The 1,907-nt window shown below is 73.9% G+C and carries 2 protein-coding genes; one reads left to right on the top strand and one right to left on the bottom strand.

Annotated features, from left to right (window positions below; translation table 11 throughout):
- Positions 1–1,015, top strand: a 1,015-nt coding sequence (locus FNQ90_RS21440) for an aminotransferase class I/II-fold pyridoxal phosphate-dependent enzyme (RefSeq protein WP_182607858.1), incomplete at its 5' end; no start/stop codon positions are given.
- Positions 1,016–1,110: 95 nt separating this feature from the next.
- On the opposite strand, the gene FNQ90_RS21435 is transcribed toward FNQ90_RS21440, so the two are convergent.
- Positions 1,111–1,608 (bottom strand): Rieske (2Fe-2S) protein, encoded by a 498-nt coding sequence (locus FNQ90_RS21435; protein WP_228471457.1) that lies wholly within the window; start codon positions 1,606–1,608, stop codon positions 1,111–1,113.
- Between the last annotated feature and the right edge of the window lie 299 nt (positions 1,609–1,907).

Genomic DNA, 1,907 nt, shown 5'->3' with positions numbered 1-1,907 from the left:
GCTCCCCGACCCCACCGCCGCGCTCATCGAGGTCGCGGCCCGTGCCGCTTCCCGGCCCGTCCTCTACGGCGAGCCCCCGGTCGGTCCGGAACTGGCGCTGGTGGCCCGGGAATCGCTGCGCGCCGACGGCGTCCCCGAGGGGCCGCTCGCGGTGACCTCCGGGGCACTCGACGCGATCGAGCGTGTTCTGCTCACCCGACTCCGCCCCGGCGATCCGGTGGCCGTCGAGGACCCGGGGTGGGGCGGCCTGCTGGACCTGCTCTCCACCCTGGGGCTGCACCCCGTGCCCGTGGCGATGGACGACGAGGGGCCGCTGCCCGACGCCCTGGAACACGCCCTGACCTCCGGGGTACGGGCCTGTGTGATCACCGCCCGGGCCCAGAACCCCACCGGCGCGGCGGTCTCGGCGGCCCGGGCCGGCGCCCTGCGCCCCCTGTTGGCGGCCTTTCCCGAAACCCTGTTGATCGAGGACGACCACGGACACGGCATCGTCTCCGCGCCCCTCAACCCGCTGGGCGGCCTCGGCACCCACTGGGCCCTGGTCCGTTCCGTGGCCAAGTCCCTCGGTCCGGACCTGCGGGTCGCCGTTCTGACCGGCGACCCCACCACGGTGAGGGGCGTGGCCGCGCGAATCGGGGCGGGCCCCGGCTGGGTCAGCCGCATCCTCCAGGACACCGTGGCCCTGCTGTGGCCGGGGTGCGCGCGCCCGGACGGACCGGCTCCGGTCTCCTACGACACCCGACGGTGCCTGCTCCGGGACGCGCTGGCGGCGAGAGGTGTCACGGCCCACGGTCGCACCGGCCCCAACCTGTGGGTCCCCGTCCCGGACGAGACCGCCGCGGTCGCCGGCATGCTCGCCTCCGGATGGGCGGTGGCGCCCGGCAGTCGCTACCGTCTGGAGACCGGACCGGGCATCCGTCTGACCGTCTCGACCCTGGCCCCGGACGAGATGGAGCGGGTGGCCGACGATCTCGCCGCGGTCCTCGCACCGTCCTCCGGGACCCGGTCGGGATGATCCCCTTGTGCCCTCCCCGGGCCCGGCACACGCGGACACCGGTCGGCTGTCGTTTCCCGTGCCCCGGAACGACAGCCGACCCCGCCGGATTCCGCTCAGCCCAGACGCACCGAGTCACCCTCCACCGTGATCGCCTGCTCCGGCAGCGGCGCGGTGGCCGGACCGCCGAGAACCGAACCGTCCGTGATGGAGAAGCTGCTCTGGTGACAGGCGCAGTTGATCGCCCCGTTGCTGATGTCACTCACCACGCAGCCCTGGTGGGTGCACACCGCGCTGAACGCCCGGTACTCCCCGGGCTCGGGCTGGGTGACCACCACCCGCTCGTCACCCAGGATCACCCCACCGCCCTCGGGCACGTCCGAGACCCGGGTCAGCTCACCGCCGCCGGTCCCTCCGTCCTGGCCCTCGGCCCCACCCGTGGCATCGCCGTCGTCGTCCCCGGCGCCACCGGTGGCGTCCCTGCCCGGACCCGGGGAGTCCGTGCCGCCCTGCACCCCGCCGTCTTCCGATCCGCCGCAGCCGGTGAGCACGGCGGCCAGGCCCGCCGCCCCGGCGGCGACGGCGGTGCGACGGGAAGTCATGGGTCCGGTCATGTGGGTGACCATCCTCTCGGTCCGTGGATCGCCGGTCGGGGACCGGCCGGTGCGGGTGTCATCCTGACCGGCCCCAACGGAGTTGCGCCGGCTCCGGTTCCCGGTTTGGCGCGGACGGATGGTTTTGCCGATCATCCCCTTCGAATGTGGCACACTGCCGACCGGGTATGGGCACCCCGGGTCGCCGGAATCGGTGCGGAGCCGGCACCTTCACGATCATCCCGTCGGGGACGGTGGTTTCCATGAAGCCTTTCGGAACGGACGATCTCACCTACCCCACCCCCGGCATGACCCGGCCT

Origin of the sequence: Streptomyces alkaliphilus (genome assembly GCF_014141535.1) — a bacterium.
Lineage (GTDB): Bacteria > Actinomycetota > Actinomycetes > Streptomycetales > Streptomycetaceae > Streptomyces > Streptomyces alkaliphilus.
Note: the sequence above shows the minus strand (reverse complement) of the source record. Positions and strands in the feature narration are given on the sequence as shown.